The sequence below is a fragment of the Enterobacter cloacae complex sp. genome (genome assembly GCF_900322725.1).
In the GTDB taxonomy this organism is placed as follows: Bacteria; Pseudomonadota; Gammaproteobacteria; order Enterobacterales; family Enterobacteriaceae; genus Enterobacter; species Enterobacter quasihormaechei.
Genome location: NZ_LT991957.1, coordinates 198,427 through 220,642, shown reverse-complemented (window position 1 = coordinate 220,642; position 22,216 = coordinate 198,427). Strand labels below are relative to the sequence as shown.

13 protein-coding genes are annotated in these 22,216 nt (G+C 59.5%); 4 read left to right on the top strand and 9 right to left on the bottom strand.

Features of this window, described 5'->3' with window-relative positions; all coding sequences use genetic code 11:
* Positions 1 to 87: 87 nt before the first annotated feature.
* From baeR to yegD, 7 genes are all read right to left on the bottom strand, one after another.
* Positions 88 to 810, bottom strand: coding sequence for a two-component system response regulator BaeR (baeR, locus tag DBR02_RS01035; RefSeq protein ID WP_107533367.1), 723 nt, complete (start codon positions 808 to 810; stop codon positions 88 to 90).
* Positions 807 to 2,210 carry a two-component system sensor histidine kinase BaeS gene (gene baeS, locus DBR02_RS01030; RefSeq protein ID WP_107533366.1) on the bottom strand — a complete coding sequence of 468 codons (1,404 nt, stop codon included), beginning with the start codon at positions 2,208 to 2,210 and terminating at the stop codon, positions 807 to 809. Before baeS ends, baeR begins: the two co-directional genes overlap by 4 nt.
* Entirely contained in the window at positions 2,207 to 3,622 is a 1,416-nt protein-coding gene (locus tag DBR02_RS01025) for an MFS transporter (RefSeq protein ID WP_063450269.1), read from the bottom strand. Before DBR02_RS01025 ends, baeS begins: the two co-directional genes overlap by 4 nt.
* Positions 3,623 to 6,700, bottom strand: coding sequence for a multidrug efflux RND transporter permease subunit MdtC (gene mdtC / locus DBR02_RS01020; protein ID WP_107533365.1), 3,078 nt, complete (start codon positions 6,698 to 6,700; stop codon positions 3,623 to 3,625).
* Entirely contained in the window at positions 6,701 to 9,823 is a 3,123-nt protein-coding gene (locus DBR02_RS01015) for an MdtB/MuxB family multidrug efflux RND transporter permease subunit (protein WP_107533364.1), read from the bottom strand. It abuts the gene before it with no gap.
* The gene (locus DBR02_RS01010; RefSeq protein ID WP_107533363.1) at positions 9,823 to 11,025 is read right to left on the bottom strand and encodes an MdtA/MuxA family multidrug efflux RND transporter periplasmic adaptor subunit; all 1,203 of its coding nucleotides are present in this window, start codon (positions 11,023 to 11,025) and stop codon (positions 9,823 to 9,825) included. The genes DBR02_RS01015 and DBR02_RS01010 overlap by 1 nt, the downstream gene beginning before the upstream one ends.
* Before the next feature lie 209 nt (positions 11,026 to 11,234).
* Entirely contained in the window at positions 11,235 to 12,587 is a 1,353-nt protein-coding gene (gene yegD / locus DBR02_RS01005; RefSeq protein ID WP_064910344.1) for a molecular chaperone, read from the bottom strand.
* 131 nt (positions 12,588 to 12,718) lie between these two features.
* Between yegD and alkA the strand changes: the two genes are divergently transcribed.
* Positions 12,719 to 13,591, top strand: coding sequence for a DNA-3-methyladenine glycosylase 2 (alkA, locus tag DBR02_RS01000; RefSeq protein ID WP_107533362.1), 873 nt, complete (start codon positions 12,719 to 12,721; stop codon positions 13,589 to 13,591).
* On the opposite strand, the gene DBR02_RS00995 is transcribed toward alkA, so the two are convergent.
* Complete coding sequence (locus DBR02_RS00995; RefSeq protein WP_107533361.1) at positions 13,556 to 16,885, bottom strand: diguanylate cyclase; 3,330 nt, start codon at positions 16,883 to 16,885, stop codon at positions 13,556 to 13,558. The two genes, alkA and DBR02_RS00995, sit on opposite strands and share 36 nt — an antisense overlap.
* Positions 16,886 to 17,227: 342 nt before the next feature.
* Here DBR02_RS00995 and udk point away from each other — a divergent pair, with 342 nt between their 5' ends.
* The 3 genes from udk (at position 17,228) to asmA (ending at position 20,416) form a co-directional block, all read left to right on the top strand.
* Positions 17,228 to 17,869, top strand: coding sequence for a uridine kinase (gene udk, locus DBR02_RS00990; RefSeq protein ID WP_000130320.1), 642 nt, complete (start codon positions 17,228 to 17,230; stop codon positions 17,867 to 17,869).
* A 91-nt stretch (positions 17,870 to 17,960) separates the two neighbouring features.
* A complete protein-coding gene (gene dcd, locus DBR02_RS00985) occupies positions 17,961 to 18,542 on the top strand; it encodes a dCTP deaminase (protein WP_006811250.1) in 582 nt (193 codons plus the stop codon).
* A 23-nt stretch (positions 18,543 to 18,565) separates the two neighbouring features.
* On the top strand, positions 18,566 to 20,416 hold the full coding sequence (gene asmA, locus DBR02_RS00980; protein WP_107533360.1) for an outer membrane assembly protein AsmA: 1,851 nt from the start codon (positions 18,566 to 18,568) through the stop codon (positions 20,414 to 20,416).
* Positions 20,417 to 20,506: 90 nt separating this feature from the next.
* Here asmA and DBR02_RS00975 read toward each other — a convergent pair whose 3' ends face one another.
* Positions 20,507 to 22,090 (bottom strand): TerC family protein, encoded by a 1,584-nt coding sequence (locus DBR02_RS00975; protein ID WP_063868350.1) that lies wholly within the window; start codon positions 22,088 to 22,090, stop codon positions 20,507 to 20,509.
* Between the last annotated feature and the right edge of the window lie 126 nt (positions 22,091 to 22,216).

Genomic DNA, 22,216 nt, shown 5'->3' with positions numbered 1-22,216 from the left:
TTGTCAAATCAGGTAGGGGGTTGTTAGAAAGTGAATGTTATGAAGAACGATGATTACCTGGGCAGGTAATCATCGTTAAAGCAAATATTAGGCAATCCTGCACGCGTCCGCTTCCCATCGATACCCCACGCCGTACACCGCACGAATAAACGACTGGTCGGCATCCAGCGACTCCAGCTTGCGACGCAGGTTTTTGATGTGGCTGTCGATGGTGCGATCCGTCACCACGCGGTAATCGTCATACAGATGATTGAGCAGCTGTTCGCGGGAAAACACTTTCCCCGGCTCGTGGGAGAGCGTTTTCAGCAGGCGGAACTCCGCAGGGGTGAGGTCCAGCAGCTTGTTGCGCCAGCTTGCCTGGAAGCGGCTTTCGTCGACAATCAGCGGGCTTTGCGCATCCAGCACCTGCAATTCACGCTGCGGCTTGCAGCGGCGGAGGATCGTTTTCACGCGAGCAACCACTTCGCGCGGGCTGTAAGGCTTGCAGATATAATCGTCGGCGCCGATTTCAAGCCCCAGCAGGCGGTCGATCTCTTCGATTTTGGCCGTCACCATCACGATGGGTACGTCGGAGAAACGACGAATTTCACGGCACAGGGTCAGGCCGTCAGTACCCGGGAGCATCAGATCCAGCAGGATCAGATCCGGCCGCGTCTGGCGCACGTAGGGCAGCACCTGGTCGCCGTGGCTGATAAGCGTGGGCGCGTAGCTCGCGGTACGCAAATAGTCGATCAGCAGTTGCCCCAGTTTAGGCTCGTCTTCCACGATCAAAATGCGCGGTGTGTTGTCGTCAATCGGTAACTCGGTCATGCTTCCCTCGATAAATCCCGTTCCAGAGGTAACTCTACTGTAATGCTAACCCCGCCAAAAGGCGAATGGGCGGCGCGGATGGTGCCGCCGTGGGCTTCTACAATGTTAACGCAAATCGCCAGCCCAAGGCCGGAACCGCCGCTGGCGCGGTTGCGGGAACCTTCGGTGCGATAGAAGCGCTCGAACAGTTTTTCCAGCTGCGCATCCTTCACGCCAGGGGCGGAGTCCGCGAAGGTCAGGGCAAAGCGCCCGTTTTCCTGCTTGCCGGAGATATGCAGCGCGCCGCCGCCGTCGGTATAGCGAAGGCTGTTCTCCAGCAGATTATTGAATAGCTGCATCAGGCGATCTTTGTCGCCAAACACCACCGCGCTGTCCGGCAGCGAGAGGTTGATTTTCAGGTCACGGCTGGCGAAGCGTTCGCGGAACGCGCCGGTCACGACTTCAAGAATATTGATCACGTCGAGTGGGGCTTTCTGGTAGGCCAGGGCGCCTTCGTCGGACATGGAAAGCTGATGCAGATCGTCCACCAGCTTGGTCAGCGTACCGACTTCCGCCTGTAGCGAGGCCACGGACTCGGGAGTGAACTGCCGCACGCCGTCCTGAATCGCCTCCAGCTCGCCGCGCAGCACCGCCAGCGGGGTGCGCAGCTCGTGCGAAATGTCGGCCATAAAGTCGCGGCGCATCTGCTGGTTTTTCTCCAGCGTGCTGGCGAGCTGGTTAAAGTCCTGCGCCAGCTTGCCCAACTCGTCCTGACTGCGGGTGTCCACGCGGGTCGAGAAATCACCCGCCGCCAGCTTGTGTGTGCCCTCAACAAGGCGCTTAACCGGCGCCAGCAGGCCGCGCGCCAGCGGGAAGGTGGCGAGCGCGGCAAGCAGGGTAGAGAGCGCGACAATCAGCCAGCTGGTCTGACGCTGCTGGCGGTCAAAGTTGATGTCGGTGTTGCGCGTCAGCCGCTCGACCGGCGAGGCGATAACCCAGCCCACCGTGGCACCGTTCGAGGTGATGGCGCGTTTTGTGCCGTCCGGCGGTACCGGCGAGCGCGGGCCAACGAGCACGCGCATCTCCTGGTCAATCACCCAGAACTGAGTGCGCCAGCCGTGCGGCGGCATGCCCGGCCCCGGACGGTCATCGTCATTATCGTGCTCCAGCGAGCGCAGAATTTGAAATATAAAGCGGTCATTATTGCGCAGAAAACGCCAGTTACCGTGCAGGCTGTACTGCTCGCCCAGCGCGTCGCTTAAGCCCTGTAAGCGCTGTTCGTTACCGTGCTTGATGTAGTCAATAAACCCGCGCTCAAAACTGACCCGCACCGCCCAGTGCATGGTAATCAGCAGGACAATACAGGTGGCGAAAATCGCCACAAAAAGCTTACCGGTGATCCCCGGACGCCAGAATTTCATGGTGCACTCCTTTTGCCGCGTCGGAGCACGACATTTTTGGTCGTGTCATTCGGTACTCTGGCAAAGATAAAAGCGGGCAGGGCGACGATCGCCGCCATGCTGAGGTAGGTGTATAAAAAGACCTGATGCGCGACGGGGGTGTCGACGCTGAGGTGGTGCTGGCCGTACATGCCGAGCAGCAAGCCGGCCACCGTGACCCCCACGCTCATGGAGAGCTGCATGATCATCGACAGCAGGCTGTTACCGCTGCTCGCCAGCTCGTCCGGCAGATCTTTCAGCGTGAGGGTGTTCATCGACGAGAAGCGCATGGAGTTGACGATCCCCTGGCAGAACAGCACCAGCGGCAGGACGTAGTACCAGCCCATCAGCGCCACGGTCATAAACAGCAGGGTGACCAGCGCCAGCCCGAGCGTGGCGGCCACCAGCACGCGGCGGTAGCCAAAGCGGTTTACCACCTGCACCACTATACGCTTCATCCCCATGCTGCCGAGCACCATCGGGATCATCATCAGCCCCGCGTGGAACGGCGAAAAGCCCATCCCAATCTGTAAAAATACCGGCGTCATAAACGGCAGCATGCCGCTGCCGATACGTCCGGCGAAGCTGCCCAAAAGCCCCAGACGGTAGGTTGGTGTGTTAAACAAGTTCAGGCTGAACAGCGCCCTGTCGTTGCCTCTGGCATGCCACAGATACCAGAGAATAGCGGTGACACCCAGCGCCACCAGCAGGGCGAGCGACAGGGACGAAATCCCCAGCCCTTTTTGCCCGTCCAGCGCCAGGGTGAGCGTCGCCATGCCGGCGGCCAGCAGGATGAAGCCAAAGAAATCAAAGCGCCGGGTCTGCATTTTATAGTTCGGCATCAGCGTCAGGGTGGCAATCGCGCCGATGATACCGACCGGCAGGTTAATCAGGAAGATCCAGTGCCAGGAAGCGTACTCCACCAGAATACCGCCCAGCGCCGGGCCAAGCAGCGGGCCGACCTGACCGGGCAGGGTGACAAAGGTCATCGCCGCCATATACTGCGCGCGCGGAACAATTTTCATCACTGTTAGCCGCCCGACGGGCACCATCATTGCGCCGCCGACGCCCTGTAGTACGCGCGCCATCACCAGCTGATCGAGGGTATTGGCCTGAGCGCAAAACAGAGACCCGGTGGTAAACAGCACGATGGCGGTGAAGAAGATGTTCCGCACGCCGACCTTATCCGCCAGCCAGCCGCTGGCGGGCAGCATCACGGCGACCGTCAGCACGTAGGCGACAATCACCATATGCATGTGCAGCGGGCTCTCCCCCAGGCTTTTTGCCATCGAGGGGAGGGCGGTGTTCACGATAGTCGTGTCCAGCGACTGCATAAAGAAGCCGAACGCGACTATCCACAACTGCCAGCGAACGTTACCGGGAAGGTCGGTCATTTACTCGGTCACCGTGGTTCTCTTTTTACGCGAAAAACGCAGCCGCAGCCGGTCGAAGAACAGATAGACCACCGGCGTGGTGTAGAGCGTCAGGAGCTGGCTCATCACCAGGCCACCGACGATCGTGATCCCCAGCGGCTGGCGCAGTTCAGAGCCGTCACCGCCGGAAATGACCAGCGGCAGCGCGCCGAAGAGTGCGGCCAGCGTGGTCATCATGATCGGGCGAAAACGCAGCAGACAGGCCTGGAATATCGCCTCGTCCGGCGTCAGGTTACCGTTGCGCTGGGCGTCCAGCGCAAAGTCGACCATCATTATCGCGTTTTTCTTCACGATGCCAATCAATAGCATGATCCCGATGAGCGCGATAAGACTGAATGGGGCACCGAACAGCTCCAGCGCCAGCAGCGCCCCCACGCCCGCAGAGGGAAGCGTGGAAAGAATGGTCAACGGATGCACGTAGCTTTCATACAGCACGCCCAGCACGATATACACCGTGGCAATGGCCGCCAGAATCAAAATGACCTGCGAATTCATGGTGTCCTGGAACACCTGCGCCGTACCGGCAAAACTGCCGCGCACGGAGGAGGGCACCCCGAGCTGGGTCATAGCGCGGTTAATGGCATCACTGGCCTCAGACAGCGACGAGCCGGTTGGCAGGTTAAACGAGACGGTCGAGGCGGCGGAAAGCCCCTGGTGGTTCACCGACAGCGGCGCGTTCGAGGGCTGCCAGCTGGCGAAGTACGACAGCGGAATCGCCTTACCGTCATCATTGATCACAAACATCTTGTCCAGCGCGCTGATGTCCTGGGTGTAGCGTGGATCCACCTCCATCACCACCTTGTACTGGTTCATCGGCTGATAGATGGTGGAGACTTCACGCTGCCCGAAGGCGTTGTTCAGCAGGCTGTTGGCCGCCTCCACGTTAATGCCCAGGCGGGCCATGGTTTCACGATCGTAGGTGAGCGCCATCTCCGCGCCGTTGTTCTGGCTGTCGGAGTTCACGTCTGCCAGCTGCGGCAGAGCGGCCAGCGCTTTTCGGATCTTCGGCTCCCACTCGCGAAGGGCAGCTAAATCGTCCGAGAGCAGGGTGTACTGATAGCTGGCGTTGGCCTGTCGTCCGCCGACGCGGATATCCTGAACGGCCATCAAAAACAGGTTTGCCCCCGGCTCTTTGGCGAGCTTCACCCGCAGGCGGTCAATGATCTGCTGCGCCGTTTCGTGACGTTCACCGCGCGGCTTAAGGGTAATAAACATCATCCCGCTGTTAACGCGCGAGCCGCCGGTAAAGCCGGTGACGTTGTCTACGGCCGGATCCTCACGAATGATCTTCATAAAGTCCTGAAGCTTGCCGCGCATCGCCTGGAACGAAATGCTCTGGTCAGCCTGAATACCGCCCATCAGCACGCCGGTATCCTGCTCCGGGAAAAAGGTTTTCGGGATGGTGATGTACATCCAGACGTTGAGCACGATGGTGCCCATCAGCACCAGCCCGACAATACGCGTGTGGTTCAGCACCCATTTCAGCGATTTGCCATAGCCTGACTGCATTGCCATCAGGACGCGGCCAAAGCCTTTCCGGCGCGGCTGCGAGTGCGGTTGGCTGCGCTTGAGCATCCAGCCGCACATCATTGGGGTCAGCGTAAGCGAAATCACCAGTGAGATACCGATAGCGACGGAAAGCGTGACGGCAAATTCGCGCAGCAGTCGTCCCGGCAGGCCGCCCATCAGCAGCAGCGGCAGGAACACCGCCACCAGCGACAGGCTCATGGACAGTACCGTAAAGCCCACTTCACGCGTACCCTGAAGCGCCGCCTGGAGCGGCTTCATGCCCGCTTCCAGATGACGCGAGATATTTTCCAGCACCACGATGGCGTCATCCACCACAAACCCGGTGGCAATCGTCAGCGCCATCAGCGACAGGTTGTTAAGGCTGAAGCCGCACAGGTACATGGCGGCAAAGGTGCCAATCAGCGACACCGGAACCGCCACCGCCGGGATCAGCGTGGCGCGACCCGATCGCAGGAACAGGAACACCACCAGGATCACCAGCGCGACGGACATAATCAGCGTCTGCTCCACCTCTTCGAGCGAGGCGCGGATGGTAGGGGAGCGGTCCTGCGCAATCTGGAGATCGATCGCCGCCGGAATGGTTTCCTGAAGCTCCGGCAGCCGCTCGCGGATGCTGTTCACCGTCTGGATGATGTTGGCTTCCGGCAGCTTGCGGATCATCAGCAAAATGGCCGGTTTGGCGTTGGTCATCCCGGCGTTGCGCACGTCCTGCACCGAATCGGTAACGCTGGCGACGTCGCTCAGGCGCACCGCCGCGCCGTTGTTGTAATGAATAATTAGCGGCTGATACTCGGCGGCGGTTTTCAGCTCGTCGTTGGTCTGGATCTGCCAGCGGTGGCTACTGTCCTCAATCGCCCCCTGCGGTTTACGCACGTTGGCGTTGCTGATGGCGGAACGCACGTCGTCCAGCGACACGCCCTGGTTAAAGAGCGCCTGCGGATTCAGGCCCACGCGCACGGCGGGCAGGGAGCTGCCGCCGACGTCCACGTCGCCTACGCCGTCAATCTGGGCGATAGTCTGCGCCAGCTGCGTGGAGGCAAAGTCGTACAGCTCGCCCTGAGAGTAGGTTTCCGACGTGAGCGTCAGGATCATGATCGGCGCATCGGACGGGTTGGCCTTGCGGTAGGTCGGACGGCTCGGCATGCCGCTCGGCAGCAGGCTTTGGGCGGCGTTAATCGCGGCCTGCACGTCACGCGCCGCGCCGTTGATGTCTCGGTCGAAGTTAAATTCCAGAATGATGCGCGTGCTGCCCAGCGAACTGCTGGAGGTCATCTCGTTAACCCCGGCAATTCGCCCAAGCGATCGCTCAAGCGGCGTCGCCACGGATGAGGCCATGGTTTCCGGCGATGCGCCCGGCAGCGAGGCGCTGACCATGATCACCGGGAAATCCACCTGCGGCAGCGGCGCCACCGGCAGCAGGCGGAAGCCCAGCACGCCGCACAGGGTGATGGCGACGGAGAGTAAAATCGTCGCAACCGGACGGTAAATGAAGAGGGCGAAAAACTTCACTTACGCCTCCTCTTCACGTTTCGGGAAGCGGCTTTTCGTCCACAGCGCCAGACGGTCGAACAGCAGGTAGATGACCGGCGTGGTAAACAGCGTCAGCACCTGGCTGACCAGCAGGCCGCCCACCATGCCGATACCCAGCGGACGGCGCAGCTCTGCCCCCACGCCGGTGCTCAGCATCAGCGGCAGGGCGCCCAGCAGGGCCGCCAGGGTGGTCATCAGGATCGGACGAAAACGCAGCAGGCAGGCCTGGAAAATGGCCTCGCGCGGCGCCATACCCTGCTCGCGCTCGGCGGCCAGCGCAAAGTCGATCATCATGATGGCGTTTTTCTTCACGATCCCGATAAGCAGGATGATGCCAATGATCGCAATCACGTCCAGCTCGCTCCCCGCCAGCATCAGCGCCAGCAGCGCCCCCACGCCCGCCGTCGGCAGGGTGGAGAGGATGGTGATCGGGTGGATAAAGCTTTCATACAGCACGCCAAGCACGATATACATCGCCACCACCGCCGCGACGATCAGCCAGACGGTGCTGCCCAGCGCGGCCTGGAACGCCAGCGTACTGCCCTGGAACTGGGTCTGAATATCGGACGGGAAGCTCAGTTCCTTCTCCGCGCCCAGAATGGCCTCCACCGCTTCGCCCAGGGAATAGCCGTCCGGCACGTTGAACGAAATGGTGGTGGACGGAAACTGGTCGAGATGGTTAATCGACAGCGGGGCGTGACGCTCTTCCACCGTGGCAATCGCGTTGAGCGGCACAATACCGCCGTCTTTGCTGGTCAGGCGCACCGAGTCCAGGGCGGCCAGCCCCGGCGTGTTCTCGGTGTTGTGTTCCAGCACCACGCGATACTGGTTCGCCTGGGTGTAAATGGTGGAGATCAGACGCTGGCCAAAAGCGTTATACAGCGCGTTATCCACGTCGGACATGGTAATGCCCAGACGGCTGGCGGTGTCGCGGTTGACGTTTACGTACGCCGCCAGCCCTTTGTCCTGCCAGTCGCTGCTGACGTCAGAAACCTGCGGCAGCGCTTTCAGCTTGTCCACCAGCTGCGGCACCCAGGTGCTGAGCGCATCAAGCGAGGTGGCCTGAAGCGTGAACTGGTACTGCGTGCGGCTCACCTGCGTATCAATGGTTAAATCCTGAATCGGTTGCAGGTACAGCTGAATGCCCGGCACGCGCGCCACGGCGCGTTGCAGGCGCTCGATCACCGCGTTGACGCGATCGTCGCGGTCATCAAGCGGTTTGAGGTTAATTTGCAGGCGGGCGCTGTTAAGTGATGGGTTGGTGCCGTCCACGCCCACGTAGGCGGTCAGGCTTTCCACCGCCGGATCTTTCATGATGATTTCCGACACCTGCTGCTGGCGCTGCGCCATATTCGCGAAGGAGACCGACTGCGGGGCCTGGAGCGTGCCCTGAATAATGCCGTTGTCCTGAATCGGGAAGAAGCCTTTCGGAATGAAAATCCACAGCATGACGCTGAGCGCCAGCGTGCCGAGGGCCACGCCGAGCGTCGCCCACGGATGGTTCAGCACTTTTGCCAGCACGCGACCGTAGGCGGCAATGATGCGCTCGAACATCCGCTCGGAGGCGCGGGAGAAGCGGTTTTGCTTGCGCAAAGAGTCATGGCTCAGCATGCGGGCGCACATCATCGGCGTCAGCGTCAGCGACACCACGGCAGAGATCAGAATGGCGACGGCCAGCGTCACGGCAAATTCGCGGAACAGGCGACCTACGATATCCCCCATAAACAGCAGCGGGATCAGCACCGCAATCAGCGAAAAGGTCAGCGAGATGATGGTAAAGCCAATTTCTCCCGCGCCCTTCAGCGCGGCGGCTAACGGCTTTTCACCTTTTTCGATATAGCGCGAGATGTTCTCGATAACGACGATGGCATCGTCCACCACGAACCCGGTGGCGATGGTGAGCGCCATCAGCGTCAGGTTGTTAATCGAAAAGTCGAGAAATACCATTACCGCGAACGTTCCCACCAGCGAGAGCGGCACGGCAACGGCGGGAATAATGGTTGCCGGAACGTTGCGCAGGAACAGGTAGATGATCATGACCACCAGCGCAATCGCCAGCATCAGCTCGAACTGCGTGTCCGATACCGAGGCGCGAATGTTGGTGGTGCGATCCGACAGCACCTTCACGCTGACCGATTTCGGCAGGCTTTCCACCAGCTGCGGCAGCATGGTGCGAATGCTGTCGGCGGTATCAATAATGTTCGCGCCCGGCTGGCGCTGAACGTTCATGACGATCGCCTGCTGCTTATTGGCCCACGCCCCGAGCCAGCTGTTTTCAGCCCCTTGCTCAACGGTGGCAACGTCCCCGAGGCGGATCGGCGCGCCGTTTTGATAGGCCACAATCAGCTGGCGGTATTCATCGGCGGACTGCATCTGGTCATTGGCGGAGAGCGTGACCGCGCGGGTTGGGCCGTCCAGCGAGCCCTTCGCTGAGTTAACGTTGGCGCTGCTGATGGCGGTGCGAATGGTTTCGCTGGTTAACCCCAGCGCGGCAATGGCCTGGGCATTAAGCTTAACGCGCACGGCGGGGCGTTGTCCCCCTGCGAGCGTCACCAGCCCGACGCCGGTCACCTGCGAAATCTTTTGCGCCACGCGGGTTTCGACCATGTCTTCCACCTGCGTCATCGGCATGGCGGAGGAGGTGACGGCAAGCGTCATGATCGGCGGGTCTGCCGGGTTCACCTTGCTGTAAACCGGCGGGTTCGGCAGGTCAGACGGCAGCAGGTTGGTGGCGGCGTTAATGGCGGCCTGCACCTCCTGTTCCGCGACGTCCAGCGACAGCGCGAGCTGGAACTGAAGCGTGACGACCGAGGCGCCGCCGGAGCTCTGGGAGGACATCTGCTTCAGGCCAGACATCTGGCCGAACTGACGCTCCAGCGGGGCGGTGATTGCGGACGTCACCACGTCCGGACTGGCGCCCGGATAGAGGGTGACAACCTGAATCGTCGGGTAGTCTACTTCCGGCAGCGCCGACACGGGCAGAAAACGGTAGCCAATGATCCCGGCCAGCAGGATCGCCACCATCAACAGGGTCGTCGCAACCGGACGTAAAATGAACAGGCGTGATGGCCCACCTGTAGAGCTCGGCGGCATCACCTGCATCAGGCTTTTGCTCCTGTAGTCTGAGCTTCCACCACCTCGACCTGCGCCCCTTCGGTCAGACGGTCAATACCGTCGGTCACGACGCGATCGCCTGCGGACAGCCCGGCGTCGATTACCACCGTCTGGCTGTCCTGGATGCCGGTTTTCACCAGGTGTTTGCTGACCTTGTTTTCACTGTTCAGCACCCAGACAAAGTTGCCTTCACTGCCCATTTGCAGAGCCGCCGTCGGGATCACTACCGCATTTTCTTCGGTCGCGACCAGCATACGCGCGTTGACGAACTGATTCGGGAACAGGGCATCGTCCTGATTGTTGAAGCGCGCCTTCAGCTTGATGGTGCCGGTGGTGGTGTCGATCTGGTTATCCAGGCTCAGCAGCGAACCTTCGCTCAGCTTCTGCTTGTTGGTGCGATCCCAGGCCTCCACGACCAGCCCTTTACCGGCTTTCTGCGCCTGGACTACCGTCGCAATATCGCTTTCCGGCAGGGTAAAGACGAGATCGATAGGGTGCGTCTGGGTGATCACCACAATGCCCGTGGTGTCACCGCTCGAGATTTGGTTGCCGATGTCCACCTGCCTGAGGCCGACGCGCCCGTCGATGGGGGCAACGATCCGGCTCCAGTCCAGCTGGAGCTGGGCGCTGGCGACCGCGGCTTCGTCGGCTTTAATGGTGCCCTGCGATTCGCTGACCAGCGACTGCTGGGTATCCAGCTCCTGGCGCGACACGAGGTTGGTTTTTACCAGCTGCTGATAGCGGGCTAAATCGCGGCGGGCGTTGGCGAGGGTGGCTTTGTCTTTCGCGAGCTGCCCCTGGGCCTGCGCCAGGGCCACCTTAAACTGGCTTGGGTCGATTTCTGCCAGCAGATCGCCGGCTTTGACCTGCTGGCCTTCCTGGAAATGAATGGCCAACAGCTGACCGTCCACGCGGCTGCGCACCGTCACGGTGTTGGCGGCGGTGATGGTTCCCAGCCCGGAGAGATAACGAGGTACCGCTTTAGTCACCGCCGTTGCCGCCTGCACCGGCGCCAGCGCGCCGCCGCGCATGCCGTGGCGACCACTGCCCGCAGGGCGCTGTGAGGGGCTGCTGGCGCCAGCCGGTGCCGGGGAATTCGCGGACTGGCTGTGCCAGTACCAGGCGGCGGCAAGGACCACCACAATCAGACCAGCGGCGATTGCCCAGCGGGATTTGTTACTGCCTTTCATCGTTATACGTTCTCATCCTGAAACTCTTTCGGGGAATGATACTAGTTTAGTCAGCTAACACAGCGGAAAAATGAAGGAAATATGGAAGACTGTCAGGAATGGTCTGAGTGTGGCGCGCTGTTTCGCCGGGTGGCGGCTTCGCCTTACCCGGCCTACAAGATCCTCGAACCGTAGGCCGGGTAAGCGCAGCGCCACCCGGCACAACCGCATTAGCTAAACATCACCTGCGCCCAGCGCGCCAGCCCTGCCGTAACGGAGCCAAAGTCATCGCCGCCGGCAATGGGGATCCCCGGCAGCTGTTCCGCCAGCGCCTTCTTGATCAGCGGTGAACGGGCACTACCGCCGGTCAGGTAAATCACGTCCGGTTTCTCTTTGCCGTTCTCCAGCGCCAGCTGTACCTGCTCCAGAATACGCTGTAGCGGCTGGGCCAGCGCCAGTTCCAGCCCTTCCCGGGTAATGGTCGTTGCCAGATTGTCGCTAATAAACGGCAATGAAACGGCCTGCTCCGGACGATCGGAAAGGGCAATTTTGCTCTCTTCGGCGGTGCGCACCACCCTGTAGCTCAGGCGCTGGCGCCACACTTTATAGAGCAGGGCGACTTTCCCGGCATCCTGTGCGTCGCGCACCAGATCGTTGAGGAAACGGCCATTCGCGGTGCTGTAAAAATCACTCTGCGCAGGGACGTCGTTGATGGCAATCGCGTTCCACCACGGCAGGATCGGCAGGGCGATGCCTTTCTCGGTTTGTCCGCCCATGCCGAGCAGCGGCATCAGGCTCTTGAACGCCAGGGCGATATCCAGATCGTTACCTCCGACGCGGCAGCCGCTGTGCCCCAGCAGGCTGTTTTCACGATCGCGACGGTGATGCCATTGCGGCCCCATCAGCAGTAACGAACAGTCCGTCGTACCGCCGCCGATGTCCACTACCAGCACCCGCTTCTCTTCCGTCAGCGTGGCCTCAAAATCCAGCCCCGCCGCAACCGGCTCATACTGGAACACCACGTCGCTAAAGCCCGCCCGGTGCGCCGCACGCTCGAGGATCCCCTGCGCCTGCTGGTTGGCTTCATCACCGCCCAGCCCCTGGAAGTTGATCGGGCGACCAATCACTGCCTGGGTGATGGTCTCCGGCACCTGCGACTGCGCCTGATTGCGGATATGCAGCATCATCGCGCAGACCAGATCTTCAAACATCGCCACCTGCTGCGGCTTCAGGCCGCTGGCGCCGAGGAAGGATTTAGGCGATTTAACGAAATAAACCTCTTCCGGATCGTCAATGTACTGCCCGAGCGAAGAGAGGCCGAACTGCACGCTGGAAGGGGTAACGTCGATATCTTCCTCGCGGTTAAAACTGACCGCACGGCGCAGCAGCGCCTGCGATTCTGCCGCCGTGGCCGGAACCTGATGATGGCGGAACAGCCACTCGCTTACCGCTTCACGCGTGGGCGCGCAGAGCATTGACGGCAACAGCGTACTGCCGTTTTCCATTTTCAGGAGCTGCGGTTGTCCGTTTTGCATTATCGCAACCGAGCAGTTTGCGGTGCCGTAGTCGAATCCAATAAACACAATAAATCCCCATGCCGGTGAGAAGGGGCGAGACTTTAGCGAAATGTCTGCCAGGCGACAACAGGAATATGAAAGCAAGGCGCAACGCTATCTTTCGGTTTATGCTGAGGTAAATAAAAAAAGGAGAGACGATGTACACCCTGAACTGGCAACCGCCCTACGACTGGCAGTGGATGTTTGGCTTTCTTGCCGCGCGTGCGGTCACCGGGGTGGAGACCGTCACGGAGGCTTACTACGAGCGCAGTTTTGGCTATGCGGGGCAGCAGGGCGTTTTTCGGGTTACGCCGGACAGCGCAACCCATACGCTGGCGGTGTCGCTCAGCCCTGGCCTGATCCCGGTGGCGGACATCTGCCTTGACCGTATCTCCCGCCTGTTCGATCTTGATTGCGATCCGCAGCAAATTGCGCAGACGCTGGGCGATCTCGGCGCGGCGCGTCCAGGGTTACGTTTGCCGGGGGCGATGGATGCATACGAACAGGGCGTGCGCGCCATTCTCGGGCAGCTGGTGAGCGTGGCGATGGCGGCAAAACTGGCGTCGCGGGTGGTGGCGCTGTGCGGTGAACCCATCGAGGATGCGCCGGGCTACCTGTGCTTTCCTCCGCCAGAAGCGCTGGCCGCGGCGGATCCGCTGGCGTTAAAAGCCCTCGGAATGCCGCTCAGGCGTGCGGAGTCGTTGATTCATCTGGCGCAGTCGGTGGTGGACGGTGAATTCCCGCTGTTCCCGCCTGCGGACGTGGAGGCCGGGATGAAGGCGCTACAGCAGCGGCCCGGCATCGGACGCTGGACCGCTAACTATCTGGCCCTGCGCGGCTGGCAGGCAAAGGACGTTTTCCTGCCGGATGATTATCTGATTAAGCAGCGTTTTGCCGGCATGACGCCCGCGCAGATCCGTCGCTATGCCGAGCGCTGGCAGCCGTGGCGCTCGTACGCGCTGTTACATATCTGGTACACCGACGGCTGGTCGCCGTCAGTTGATGGCGAAATAGCTGGTATTCAGCAGTAAATCGAGCGGCTGCGCTTCCCCGATGGTATCGCCGTAAATAAAGTCAACGCCGATGCCCGACAGCGTATCCATCATGATCGACTGGTGGCACGGCCCGGCAATGGTTTTTAGTCCCAGACGCCGGGCGTGGCCCTGAATGATGGTCACCATCATCTCGTCCATCAGGTTGCCGTGGACGTTGGTCACCACGTCTGCATCCAGCAGCAGATAATCAGCGGTGGTGGCGCTGAGCTGACTGAAGACGTTCATGTCGCGTCCGACGCGGGTCAGCACCACGCGGCAACCGGCATGACGAAGCTTTTGCAGACCCTGCTGCACGTTTTCATCCGTGTTGTTCAGCACATCGACGGCGATTGCCAGGTGCAGCAGCCGCGCCGGCAGCGGGCCTTTGGTAATCAGGTCGAGCAGTTCATTTACCAGCGTGACGCTGGCTAACCCCGCCTCTGAGAGCGGCAGCGCGACGCCCATACCTTTGGCCGCCACCTGTGCGGCATAGGTACGGAAAAACTCGCTGAATATCCGTCGGTCAAGGGCGTGCAGCAGCTCCGCCTCTCCGAGCCCGGCGCGGAAGGCATGCTCTTCCAGCACTTCTCCCTGGCTGGTCCACAGCCGCAGGGAAATCAACCAGAAGCTGCTGCTCTCGGGAATGCGCGGCGAGGCGACGCTGCGGGCGATCATCAGCAGATGATTATCTTTAATCATGTGCCACTGCTCATCCAGCGACATCATGCTGCGCGTGCTGTGGATCCGCTCCTGCTGGGGTTCATAGACGGTGACCACGCCGCGCCCGCTGTTTTTCGAGGCGTAACAGGCAATGTCGGCCTGAGACATCACTTCCGCAGCCTGATAATTGCTGTCGTCAATCAGCGTGATCCCCGCGCTGGCGCCAATACGGTGCAGGCGTCCTTCCCAGGAAAAATGGTAGCTGTTGATGGCGTCAATCAGCCGGCCCGCAATGTAGCGTGCGCTTTCGACGTTGCAGTCCGGCAGCAGCAGGCCAAACTCGTCTCCGCCCAGACGCGCCAGCACGTCGCTGGAGCGCAGCATGGTCAGCATTAGCGAAGAAAGCTCGCGCAGGAGGGCGTCGCCCGCCGCGTGGCCTGCCGTATCGTTTACCGCCTTAAAGCGGTCAAGGTCGATAAAGACCAGCGCGTGACGCTGGTGGGTCTCCTGGACCGTCTGCAACAGGCGCTTCAGGTGATTTTCGAAGCTGACGCGGTTCGCCAGGTGGGTAAGGGCATCATGGGAGGCGCTGTAGCTCAGCTGGCGCAGCATTTTGCGCGATTCGGTTACGTCCTGAATCACCAGCACCGAGCCGATAGTATGGCCGTCCAGGGTGCTGAGCGGGGTAATGCTGTAGTGAATGTCGAAACTGCCGCCGTTCCGGCAGTTAAGCACCACGTCCTGTTCGATATCGGTACGGGACATGTCGCCGCTGTGGATGTTTTCCATTAACGGTCCCTTCTCGCCGAAGGTAATGTGCAGCACCTCCAGAACGGGCTGACCCAGCGCTTCGCTTTGCGACCAGCCGCTCATCTTTTCGGCGACCGGGTTCATAAAGGTGATGTTCATGTCGACGTCGGTGCACAGCACCGCTTCGCCGATGGAGTCGAGGGTGATATGCAGGCGCTCTTTTTCCTGGAACAGTGCCTCGTTCAGCTGCTTTACCTCGGTCATATCCATGTTGATGCCTAACAGCCGCTCGACTTCGCCCTGTTTGTTCAGCACCCGGTTTGCCAGGGAACGAATGTGGCGAATGCCATCCTTGACGCGAATGCGAAATTCCAGCTTGAAGGGCACTCTGGCCTGGAGTGATTCACGCAGCACCCGTTCGGCGTTCGCGCGGTCTTCAGGCACGATGGCGTCATGCCAGAGCTGCCAGGAGGGCTTTATGTGCGCAGGGATCTCGTACAGCTCAAACATTCGTTTATCCCAGCTAATCACGTCTGGCTCAAGATCCCACTCCCAGATGCCAATCCCACCGGCTTCGTTAGCGAGGGTGATGCGTTCCATCAGGCGCTTATTCACCCACTCGGTCTGCTTCAGGTCGTTGATGTCTTCAATCTGAGCAATAAAGTAGAGCGGCGTACCGTCGGCATGTCGCACGACGGAGACGGCCAGCAGCGCCCAGACCACCTCGCCGTTGCGGGTGTAGTAGCGTTTTTCGAGGCTGTAGGTGTTAATCTCGCCGTGGATCAGCTGTTCGAGCTGTTCCAGGTCGGTATTTAAATCTTCCGGCCAGGTTAACTGCTGGAACGTGAGCGACTGGAGCTCCGACTGGCTGTAACCGAGGAAATTGCACAGCGCCTTGTTGGCCTGAAGCCACTGGCCCTCAATGCTCACCAGCGCCATGCCTATCGCGGAGTATTCCATCGCATTACGAAAACGCTCTTCGCTTTCCGTGATGTGTTTACGCTCGGCCCGGAAGGCATACATCACCATCGTCATAATGTTGGCGGGGAGCAGCATCATCAGGAAGGGGAGCCACGGCGCGTTGAAGGTGACGATCATGCTGGAGGGCGTCATGGAAAGCGGGTTTCGCGCCATCATCAGGGATACCATCATGATGGTGAATAAAAAGATCAGGAACGCTTCCATACGTGGCAGGCGCACCGCGCTCCACATCAAAAGAACGATGATGCAGGTGAACGGCCACGGCAGCCAGGTAATTGCCGTCCAGCTCAGAACCAGCGTAACGACCAGGGTCACCAGCGTTTCCAGCAGCAGTTTGGGGTTGCGATGGCGCAGCAGATAATGCGGCTTAAACAGCAGACCTAACGGCACCAGCGCCAGTGCGCCAATGGATTCTGACAGAACCCAGAAAAGAAAATTACGCAGCGGCTCCGCGCTCGGCACCAGAAAATGCACCAGAATGCCGCCTACCAGCGGCGGCACCACGGCACTGCCGAGGGCGAGTCGGACCCAGTCGTTGAGGTTTTGCAGCGGGTTATACCACGGGAGAAGCTTACGCAGTAACAGCGCGCCGATGGTGGCCTCAATGATATTGATCGCCGTGTAGGTGATGCTGATCGATTCCCATGAGAACAGCATCCACGAAGCAAAAATATTGCCAAAGGAGCAGGCGAGCGCAATGCCGGGCCACATTTTTCCCGCGTGGCGGTAAAACGCCACCATCATAATCGAGGTAGGAAACCATAATGGCGCCAGCAGCGTACCGAAGCGAGTCAGTTCAAGGGAAAATAAGGTGAAGATGAACGTGACCAGACCCAGACAGACAAGCCGCAGTAAAGGATGTGGGGTAGTGACCAAAACCCGCTGGTATTGTTTATTCATTACCGCTCTATCCAGGGACGCCGTGTTGTCAGGAGCCAGGTCCGGACGCGTAAAAGTAATAATTTGGTTTATGCTAGTACAAACATTTTACAATTCATATGCTGAGTGCTCAGATTTTGACTTCATAGACTTATAAAATAGTGACTCTGCGAAGAAGGGTGTGGAAATGGCGATTAAACGCGCATAAAAATTTCGCTAAAGGCGAGAAGAGGCGCTTTTCAGCCCGCCTCGCATAACCTGCGCATTCGACTGGTATCACGCCCCCGAAATCCCTATAATTGCCGCGTTTGACGCTCCGGCGTCGTCCTTCCTTACATCCAGGTTAATCAGGTCGCTAAATTTATGACTGATAAGTCTCATCAGTGCGTCATCATAGGCATCGCCGGCGCATCGGCTTCAGGTAAAAGTCTTATTGCCAGTACGCTTTATCGCGAACTGCGTGAACAAGTGGGTGATGAGCATATCGGTGTTATTCCCGAAGACAGCTATTACAAAGATCAATCCCATCTTTCGATGGAAGAGCGCGTAAAAACCAACTACGACCATCCCAGTGCGATGGATCACAGCCTGCTGTTCCAGCATCTGGAAGCGCTGAAGCGCGGCGAGGCGATTGAACTGCCCGTCTACAGCTACGTGGAACATACCCGCACTCAGGAAACAATCCGCATCGAGCCCAAGAAAGTCATTATCCTTGAAGGGATTTTGCTGCTCACCGACGCCCGTCTGCGCGAATCAATGAACTTCTCGATTTTCGTCGACACCCCGCTGGATATCTGCCTGATGCGGCGTATCAAACGCGACGTTAACGAACGCGGCCGCTCCATGGACTCGGTGATGGCGCAGTATCAGAAAACCGTTCGCCCGATGTTCCTGCAATTTATTGAGCCTTCAAAACAATACGCCGATATTATTGTTCCTCGCGGCGGTAAAAACCGTATTGCTATCGACATCTTAAAAGCGAAAATCAGTCAGTTTTTTGAATAAGCCGCGTGAATTGTGTACCGTTCAGAGATAACCTGGTTTTGCCCTGATGCCGTAAAGCTTCAGGGCGCGATGCACGAAAGGAGAAAGTGCCATGCGTCTTTGTGACCGCGATATAGAAGCCTGGCTGGATGAAGGCCGCCTGTCTATCACCCCGCGTCCGCCGGTTGAGCGTATTAACGGCGTGACCGTCGATGTGCGTCTGGGGAATAAATTCCGCACCTTCAGCGGCCACACGGCACCGTTTATCGACCTCAGCGGGCCGAAAGACGAAGTCAGTGCGGCGCTGGATCGCGTCATGAGTGACGAAATCGTCATTGAAGAAGGCGAAGCGTTTTATCTCCATCCTGGCGAACTGGCGCTGGCGGTGACCTTTGAGTCCGTCACGCTGCCGGCGGATCTGGTGGGCTGGCTTGACGGACGCTCTTCCCTGGCGCGTCTGGGTCTGATGGTGCACGTTACCGCGCACCGTATCGATCCGGGCTGGTCTGGCCGTATCGTGCTGGAGTTCTTTAACGCCGGTAAACTGCCGCTGGCGCTTCGCCCGGGAATGATGATTGGTGCGTTGAGCTTCGAGCCGCTGACCGGCCCGGCAGACCGTCCTTATAACCGCCGTCAGGACGCAAAATATCGCGACCAGCAGGGTGCGGTTGCCAGTCGTATCGATAAAGACTGATCTGTGAGTTCACTGAGGAAGCCATGAGAAGAGTTCTGACAACGCTGATGATTTTGCTGGTGGTGCTGGTGGCTGGCCTTTCAGCGTTGGTGCTGCTGGTTAACCCGAACGACTTCCGGGCCTATATGGTGCGACAGGTTGAAGCGCGCAGCGGGTATGAACTCAAGCTGGACGGGCCGCTGCGCTGGCACGTCTGGCCTCAGCTCAGCATTCTCTCCGGGCGCATGTCACTTACCGCGCCGGGCGCCGCGCAGCCGCTGGTGACCGCGGATAATATGCGTCTTGATGTCGCGCTCATCCCGCTCTTGTCCCATCAGCTCCAGGTCGAACAGGTGATGCTGAAGGGCGCGGTGATCCAGCTTACGCCACAAACCGAAGCCGTTCGTCAGGCGGATGCCCCGGTCGAACCGCATGAAAACACCTTGCCTGACGTCCCGTCTGACGCTGGCTGGTCGTTCGATATTGGTAGTCTGAAGGTCGCTGACAGCGTGCTGGTTTTCCAGCATGAGGACGACGAGCAGATCACCGTACGCAATATCAACCTCAGGATGGAGCAGGACGCCAGCCATCACGCCACCGTGGAGTTCTCCGGGCGGATCAACCGCAATCAGCGCGATCTCAACCTGTCGATGAACGCGAACGTAAACGCTTCGGACTATCCGCATCAGCTGACGGCGGATATTCAGCAGCTCAACTGGCAGCTTACCGGCGCGGATTTACCCACAAAAGGGATCGCTGGCCAGGGTACGATGCAGGCGGTCTGGCATGAAGAGCGCAAACAGCTGGAACTGAACGCGCTAAACCTCCAGGCGAACGACAGTACTCTTAAAGGACAGGCGAGCGTTACGCTTGATGAAAAACCTAAGTGGGTGCTGGATCTGCAATTCGACAGGCTGAACCTTGAGAATCTGCTTCCGTCGCAAACGGTGAACGCAGCCGATGAGGGGGTCACGCAGGTAGGGCAAAGCCAGGTCACGCAAACGCGTCCGGTGATCTCCTCCAATCTCGATCGGCCTGACTACAACGGCCTGAGAGGCTTTACCGCCGACATCCTGCTGAAAGCGAACAGCGTGCGCTGGCGTGGGATTGATTTTACCGACGTCAGCAGCCAGATGTTCAACCACAATGGCCTGCTGGTTATCTCTGAGCTCAGCGGAAAAATGGGGGCAGGGAATCTCTCCCTGCCGGGCACGCTGGACGTACGCAAAGACGTTGCCAGCGCCGCGTTCCAGCCGCGTCTGGAAAACGTTGAGATTGGCACCATCCTGAAAGCCTTTAACTATCCGATTGCCCTGACGGGGCAGCTGTCGCTGGCGGGGGATTTCTCCGGCACGAAGATTGATGCGGACGCCTTCCGCCGGAGCTGGCAGGGGCGGGCGCACGTTGAGCTGAAAGATTCGCGCATGGAAGGGCTGAACTTCCAGCAGCTGGTGCAGCAGGCGGTAGAGCGCAGCAGCAATGTGAAGGCAAATGAAAACTACGACAGCGCCACCCGTCTCGACAGCTTTACCAGCGAGCTTGCCCTCGACAACGGTCAGCTCTCGCTCGACGAGATGCAGGGAACCTCGTCTCTGCTGGCGCTGACCGGAAACGGTGCGCTGGATCTGGTGAAAGAGACGGCTGACACCCGCTTCAACGTCCGCGTGAAAGCCGGCTGGGAAGGTGAAGGCCAGCTTGTTGAGTTCCTGAAAGAGACGCCAATACCGCTGCGCGTCTATGGTAAGTGGCAGGCGCTGAACTACAGTTTGCAGGTCGATCAGATCCTGCGTAAGCATCTTCAAAATGAAGCGAAACGTCGGCTGAATGACTGGGCGGACCGCAATAAAGAGTCCCAGTCAGGTAAGGACGTGAAAAAGCTGCTTGATAAGCTCTGATGGCTGTTGTGCCGGGTGGCGGCTTCGCCTTACCCGGCCTACAAAAGCCAGACACCGTAGGCCGGGTAAGCGAAGCGCCACCCGGCTCTTTTACACCTCAAAATCCCTCTCATCGTCACCGCGCAGCGGGATCAGCTGCACCTTCTGCACGCGATGGCTTTCCACCTGCAAGGTTTTAATCATGTAATCCCCCACCTGAACTTCTTCGCCCGGCTGCGGAATACGTTGCAGATATTCCATCAGCAAACCGGCGATGGTGTGGTATTCGCGCTTCTCGTCCAGCGGAAGCGGAACGAACTGCACCAGATCTTCAAGCGGCATGTGGCCGTTAGCGGTCCAGCTGCCGTCGGCGTTTTTCTGAATATCGTGGCGCGCGTCGATCTCATCCACCTCATTTGGCAGATTTCCGGCGATGGTTTCCATAACGTCGCTGAGCGTCACCAGTCCTTCCACAGAGCCAAATTCATCCACGACAAACGCGAAGTGGGTACGCGCGTTACGGAACTGCTCCAGCGCGGAGAGCAGCGGCAGCGCTTCCGGGAAGACCAGCGGCTGGCGGACCAGCGCGCGCAGGTTGAGCGGCTCACCGTGAAGCTGCTGTTGCAGCAGGTCGATCACGTGCACCACGCCCAGCAGCTCTTCTTCCTCGTCCCCGCCGGTGACGACCACGCGGGTGTGCTGGTTTTTATCCAGCAGGGCGCGGATCTGCTCTTCCGGCGCCGTCAGATCTATATGCTCAATGTCGTGACGGGAGGTCATGATGCTGCTGACGGAGCGCTGGTTGAGATTGAGCACGCGCTCTATCATCCGGCGCTCCTGCGGGTTGAAGATCTGCCCGTCGCTGTGGTCGGCAAGCATCGCAGCGGACTCGGCGTCCAGCTCGGCATCCTCTTTTCTGCCGCTCAGCAGGCGCATCACCGTATCGGCGGTGCGCTGTCGCAGCGTCTGGTTTGCGGAGAGAAAGCGGCGGCGGTTGAAGATGGCCAGCTGGTTCAGGAACTCAATCAGCACCGAGAAGCCAATTGCGGCGTACAGATAGCCTTTCGGGATATGGAAGCCGAAGCCATCCGCAACGAGGCTAAAGCCAATCATCAGCAGGAAGCTGAGGCACAGGATCACGATGGTCGGGTGGCTGTTTACAAATCGCGTCAGGGCCTTGCTGGCGAGCACCATCAGGGTGATGGCGATGATCACGGCGGCCATCATCACGGCCAGGTGGTCAACCATCCCGACGGCGGTGATCACCGAGTCGAGAGAGAAGACGGCGTCCAGCACTACGATTTGTGCGACCACCGGCCAGAATTTTGCGCCGCGTCGCTGGGTGGGGTTTTCGCTGTCTTTCCCCTCCAGCCGCTCGTTAAGCTCAACGGTAGCCTTAAACAGCAGGAACAGCCCGCCGAAAAGCATGATCAGATCGCGGGCGCTAAAGCTCAGGCTCTGAACGGTGAAGAGGGGTTTGGTCAGCGTGACCAGCCAGGAGATAGAGGCCAGCAGCAGCAGACGCATCACCATGGCGAGCAGAAGGCCCGTCACGCGGGCGCGGTCGCGCTGCGAGGGAGGCAATTTATCCGCAAGGATGGCGATAAACACCAGGTTATCAATCCCGAGCACTAATTCAATGACGACGAGCGTCACCAGCCCGGCCCAGATTGATGGATCGGCAATCCATTCCATAGTAAACGCAATACCTTCTGTTATATGACGAATGTCACACTTCGATCATGGATAAAGCCGACCAAAATTGCAATGCCGGGGTGAGATTTCTCTTAATGCTACACTGAGGTAAAACCGATTTAGGGC